5 protein-coding genes and 1 pseudogene are annotated in these 5,443 nt (G+C 68.5%); all 6 read left to right on the plus strand.

Translation table 11 applies throughout. The features are described 5' to 3' along the window. Positions 1-799: TIGR03842 family LLM class F420-dependent oxidoreductase (locus tag RMO85_RS15395; RefSeq protein ID WP_310529602.1), on the plus strand; the 799-nt coding region annotated here is incomplete at its 5' end. A gap of 5 nt (positions 800-804) precedes the next feature. Continuing rightward, positions 805-1,680 (plus strand): ABC transporter permease subunit, encoded by an 876-nt coding sequence (locus RMO85_RS15400; RefSeq protein WP_310529603.1) that lies wholly within the window; start codon positions 805-807, stop codon positions 1,678-1,680. Continuing rightward, entirely contained in the window at positions 1,677-2,540 is an 864-nt protein-coding gene (locus RMO85_RS15405; protein WP_310529604.1) for an ABC transporter ATP-binding protein, read from the plus strand. The genes RMO85_RS15400 and RMO85_RS15405 overlap by 4 nt, the downstream gene beginning before the upstream one ends. After that, a complete protein-coding gene (locus tag RMO85_RS15410) occupies positions 2,537-3,349 on the plus strand; it encodes an ABC transporter permease subunit (protein ID WP_310529605.1) in 813 nt (270 codons plus the stop codon). The genes RMO85_RS15405 and RMO85_RS15410 overlap by 4 nt, the downstream gene beginning before the upstream one ends. A gap of 28 nt (positions 3,350-3,377) precedes the next feature. Next, positions 3,378-4,457, plus strand: a complete 1,080-nt coding sequence (locus RMO85_RS15415; protein ID WP_310529606.1) for an ABC transporter substrate-binding protein — start codon at positions 3,378-3,380, stop codon at positions 4,455-4,457. Positions 4,458-4,516: 59 nt separating this feature from the next. Next, positions 4,517-5,443: pseudogene (locus RMO85_RS15420) on the plus strand (hypothetical protein); the annotation flags it as partial.

A 5,443-nucleotide genomic window follows, 5' to 3' on the forward strand; every position in this document is an offset into this window, starting at 1 on the left:
CTTCGCCACCCTCAACGAGATGTACGGCAACCGCACCGTGTGCGGCATCGGCCGTGGCGACTCCGCGGTGCGGGTCCTCAACGGCAAGCCGACCACCCTCAAGGAGGTCCGCGAGGCGACCCACGTCATCCGCGAGCTCGCCAACTGTCGTCCCGTCGAGGTCAACGGCACCATCTTGCAGTTCCCCTGGGCCCGCAGCTCGGAGCTCGAGGTGTGGATCGCGGCGTACGGACCGCTGGCGCTGAAGGCGACCGGGGAGGTCGGCGACGGCTTCATCCTGCAGCTGGCCGACATCGACATCGCGACGTGGATGATCGCGGCAGTCCGCGACGCCGCCGAGAAGGCCGGGCGTGACCCGGACGCGATCACCTTCTGCGTGGCCGCCCCCATGTATGTCGGCGCGGACACCCCCGAGTCCTGGGCGCACATGCGAGAGCAGTGCCGCTGGTTCGGCGGCATGGTCGGCAACCACGTCGCCGACATCGTCGAGAAGTATGGCGACGCCGGCGGCGTACCCCAGGCCCTCACCGACTACATCAAGGGCCGCGAGGGCTACGACTACAACCTGCACGGCCGGGCCGGCAACACCCACGCCGACTTCGTGCCCGACGACATCGTCGACCGGTTCTGCGTGCTCGGCACGCCCGAGGACCACATCGCCAAGCTCCAGGCGCTCAAGGAGATCGGGGTCCACCAGTTCGCGGGCTACCTCCAGCACGACAACAAGGAGGAGACCCTGCGGGTCTACGGCGAGACGATCATGCCCAAGCTGCGCGACCACGTGGTCGCAAAGGCGTGACGCGGATGGTCGGACGTCTCCGCGCGGTCCTGCTGGGCGCCCTCGGCGTCCTGCTGGTCGCCGCGCTGTGGGACCTCTACAAGGCCTTCGGCCCGGAGCAGGGGGTCCTGGTCGGTGAGCGCACCCTGATCCTGCCGCGGGCGACCGACCTCGCGATGCCGCACACCTGGGAGATGGTGCAGCGGCTCTTCGAGCCGGCCACCGGTCTCGAGGGGGCGCCGACGGCCTTCGAGGCGGTGCTCGAGGCGAGCGGCTTCACGCTGGCGATCGCGGCGCGGGGCTGGCTGGTCGGAGTCACGGTGGGGTTGTTGCTGGCGCTGCTGATGACCCGCTTCAAGCTCGCCGAGTCGGGGCTGCTGCCGTGGATCGTGCTCAGCCAGACCGTCCCCCTGATCGCGATCGCTCCGCTCGTACGCCGCTGGGGTGCCCAGATCGAGTTCGGCTCGTTCACCTGGGAGAACCAGCACTCGGTGGCCCTGATCGCCGCCTACCTCGCCTTCTTCCCGGTCTCCATCGGTGCGCTCCGGGGATTGAAGTCACCGGCGCGCACGCATGTCGAGCTGATGCACACCTACGGCGTCGGCTGGTGGCGCACCCTTCTCACCCTCCGACTGCCGGCGAGCGTCCCGTTCCTGCTGCCCGCGCTCCGGCTGGCCGCGGCCAGTGCCGTCATCGGGTCCGTCGTCGCCGAGGTGTCGATCGGGCTGCGCGGCGGCATCGGCCGGATGGTCGTCGAATACGCCCAGTCCGCCGGCGGTGACCCGGCCAAGGCCTGGGCGCCGATCTTCGGGGCGGTGGCCGTCGGTCTGGTCGCGGCCGGAGCCGTCGGCCTGCTCACTGTTGCCCTACGCCCGTTCCGACTGACGGAGACCAGCCGATGACCCCCACGGACACTGAGCCGGACACGGCACCCGAGCAGCGCGCGCCGCAGGCCGCCGCCATCGAGGTGGTCGGTGTCGACCGGGTGTTTCGCCGCCGCAGGGACGAGGTGGTCGCGCTCAGCGACGTCAGCGTGAGTGTGGCCGCGGGCGAGTTCGTCTCACTGATCGGTCCCAGCGGGTGCGGCAAGAGCACCCTGCTGCGACTCGTCGCCGACCTCGACAGCCCCACCGCCGGCGCGATCTCGGTCTTCGGCAAGACGACCCGACAGGCGCGCCGCGACCAGGACTACGGCATCGCGTTCCAACAGGCCGGGCTGCTGCCGTGGCGGACGGTGGCCTCCAACATCGAGCTGCCGCTCAAGCTGCACGGAGTGGGCGCCGGTGAGCGCAGGGCGCGCTCGGCCGAATTGCTCGAGCTGGTCGGCCTCCAGGACTTCGGTCGCCACCACCCCGACCAGCTCTCCGGCGGCATGCAGCAGCGGGTCGCGATCGCCCGCGCGCTCGCCGAGAGCCCGCGCCTGCTGCTGATGGACGAGCCCTTCGGCGCCCTCGACGAGATCACCCGCGAGCGGATGCAGAACGAGCTGGTCCGGATCTGCCGCGAGACCAGTGCCGCCGTCCTCTTCGTCACCCACTCCATCCCCGAGGCGGTCTTCCTCTCCGACCGGGTCGTGGTGATGTCGCCCCGTCCCGGCCGCATCGTCGACGTCGTGACCGCCGGCGGGGCGGGCATGGGCACCTCGCACGATCGCACGGACGAGGTCCGCGACGCAGCCGAGTTCTTCCACACCGTGGCTGCGGTCCGCGAGCACCTGCACGGGGCACCCGTCGACGGGACGCGGGGGGTGGAGAACAGATGAGCGCGGTGGTCACCCCGGAGACGACGACGCGACCGAGGCTGCGGGTCCGCGACCTGCGCCTGGGCGCCGTCCTGGCCCCGCTGGTCGTGGGCGCCGCGTTTCTCGGCAGCTGGCAGCTCGCCGTCGACGGGTTCGGCATCGATCCCTACATCGTGCCCGCGCCGTCGGCGATCTGGGACCAGCTGGTCACCGGCCGGTCCAACGTCATCGACTCACTACTCGTCACGGGTCGCAATGCGCTGATCGGGATGCTGGTCGGCGGGTTCATGGGCGTCCTCGGAGCCGTGCTCTCGAGCATGGCCAAGGTGATCGACCAGATGGCCGTGCCGATCGTGGCCGCCCTGTCCGTCGTGCCGATCGTGGCGCTCGCGCCGGTGCTCTACACGATGTTCGGCGCGGCCGTGGACACCGGGCGGATCGTCATCGCGGCGCTGGCGGTGTCCATCCCCGTCTACCTCAACACGCTGCGGGGCCTGCGTCAGGTCTCGACCGTGCACCGCGAGCTGATGTCGGCGTACGCCGCGACGCCGACTCAGGCCATCCGCACCGTCACGCTGCCCACCGCGACGCCCTACGTCTTCACGGGCCTGCGCATCGCCTCGTCGCTGGCGGTGATCTCGGCGCTGATCGCCGAGTACTTCGGCGGCCCGGTCGGCGGTCTCGGCAAGGCGATCACCTCGGCCGCGGCGAGCAGCAACTACCCCTTGGCGTGGGCCTACGTCACCGGCTCCATCGTGCTCGGTCTCGCCTTCTACGTCGTGACCCTGCTCGTCGAGCTGTGGTTCGCCCGGCACGCCCCCCAGAACTGACCACCACGCCCCAACCCGAGGAGAACACATGAGAGTGACACCACGATCCAGGACGCTGTCCGGGCTCAAGATCGGCGTCGTCGCCCTGGCCCTGGCCCTGACCGTGACCGCCTGCGGCGGCGACGGAGATGGCGACACGGGTGCCGACGCCGGCGGTTCGGGCTCCGGCGAGGACCTCACCCCGGTCTCGCTCCAGCTGCAGTGGGTGGCCCAGGCGCAGTTCGCCGGCTACTACGCCGCGGTCGAGCAGGGCTTCTACGAGGACGAGGGCCTCGACGTCACCATCGCCGAGGGCGGGCCGGACATCGTGCCGCAGGACGTGCTCGCGGCCGGCGACGTCGACTACGCCATCTCGTGGGTGCCCAAGGTGCTCGGCTCGATCGAGCAGGGCGCGGCCATCACCGACGTCGCCCAGATCTTCGAGCGCAGCGCGACCACGCAGATCTCGTTCAAGGACAAGGGCATCGAGTCGCCCGCTGACCTGGCGGGCAAGAACGTCGGCAGCTGGGGCTTCGGCAACGAGTGGGAGCTGTTCGCCGGCATGCAGGACGCCGGGGTCGGCCTCAAGGACATCGAGCTCGTGCAGCAGGCCTTCGACATGAACGCCTTCCTCGCCGGCGACATCGACGCGGCGCAGGCGATGACCTACAACGAGTACGCCCAGGTCCTCGAGACGCTCAACCCGGACACCGGCGAGCTCTACCAGCCCGAGGACCACAACGTCATCGACTGGAACGACGTCGGCACGGCCATGCTCCAGGACGCCATCTGGGCCTCGACCGACCGGCTCGACGACCCGGCCTACGCCGACCAGACGGTCGCCTTCATCAAGGCCTCCATCAAGGGCTGGGCCTACGTCCGCGACAACCCCGAGGCCGGCGCCGCGGCGGTCACCGCGGCAGGCTCACAGCTCGGCACCAGCCACCAGCTGTGGATGACCAACGAGATCAACAAGCTCATCTGGCCCTCCACAAACGGCGTCGGCGTCATCGACGAGGCCGCCTGGGACCAGACGGTCGAGATCGCTCTCAACACCGAGAACGAGACCGGCGCGACCATCATCACGAAGGCGCCGCCCGAGGGCGCATACACCAATGCCTACCGCTGAGACACTACTTCAAAGAAAAAGACAGGCAAACAAATAGCCAACTCGATCAAGGCTGCACCTTGACGATTGGTTACTACAAGAATCACCCGACGGCCATCACGCCGCTTCCCATCAAATTGGGCACCTCCGGCGGTGCCAAGACACTGGTGGTTTCGAGCCAGCAAATCGGGGTCGATGTGCTCGGTCAGCACGTTTACGGTGCGCCGGCCAATGGCATTACCAAGCTCTACGCCCAGTTGCTGGCGGCGAAACTCAACAAGCTCAAAGGAGCCAGTTCCTCCGTGGTGGATGCGACGATCAGCAGTGCCGACACCTTCTTGGCCGCCTACAACCACAACGACTGGAGCTACCTCACTGCGGCGCAGCAGGCGTCCGTGTTGGCTTGGCACTTGGCCTTGGATAACTACAACAACGGCATCACTGGCCCGGGCCACTGCGGTTCCACCGAGTGTGCGCGGGCTTTGACCGCCACGGCAACGCCGGGCAACGCTCAGGTTCGCCTGGGTTGGTCGGCCAGCCCGGAAGCAACCAGCTACAACATCTTCCGCTCGGTCACCCCGAATGGTCCTTACACGACCATCAAGTCTGGCCAGACGGGCACCAACTATCTGGACACCACGGCGGTCAACGGAACGATCTATTACTACGTGATCGCGGCCGTGAAGAGCGGCGTGGAAATCACGGACTCCGACGAAGTGAGCGCCGTTCCCTCGGCCGGCGTGCCCAGTCCCTGGAGCACGAAGGACATTGGCACGGTCATCGCGACGGGTGGCGCTCATCAGGCGAGCGGCACGTTCACCGTGGTCGGCTCCGGCAATGACATTTGGAACACGGCCGATGCGTTCCGCTACGTGTATCAAACGGCCAGCGGCGATTGCACCGTGGTCGCCCGTGTCGGCAGCATCGGCAACACCGACCAGTGGGCCAAGGCGGGCGTGATGATTCGCGAGACGCTCAACGCGAACTCGGAGCACGCCTCCACGTTC

The sequence above is a fragment of the Nocardioides sp. genome (genome assembly GCF_031422975.1).
Taxonomy (GTDB): Bacteria; Actinomycetota; Actinomycetes; order Propionibacteriales; family Nocardioidaceae; genus Nocardioides.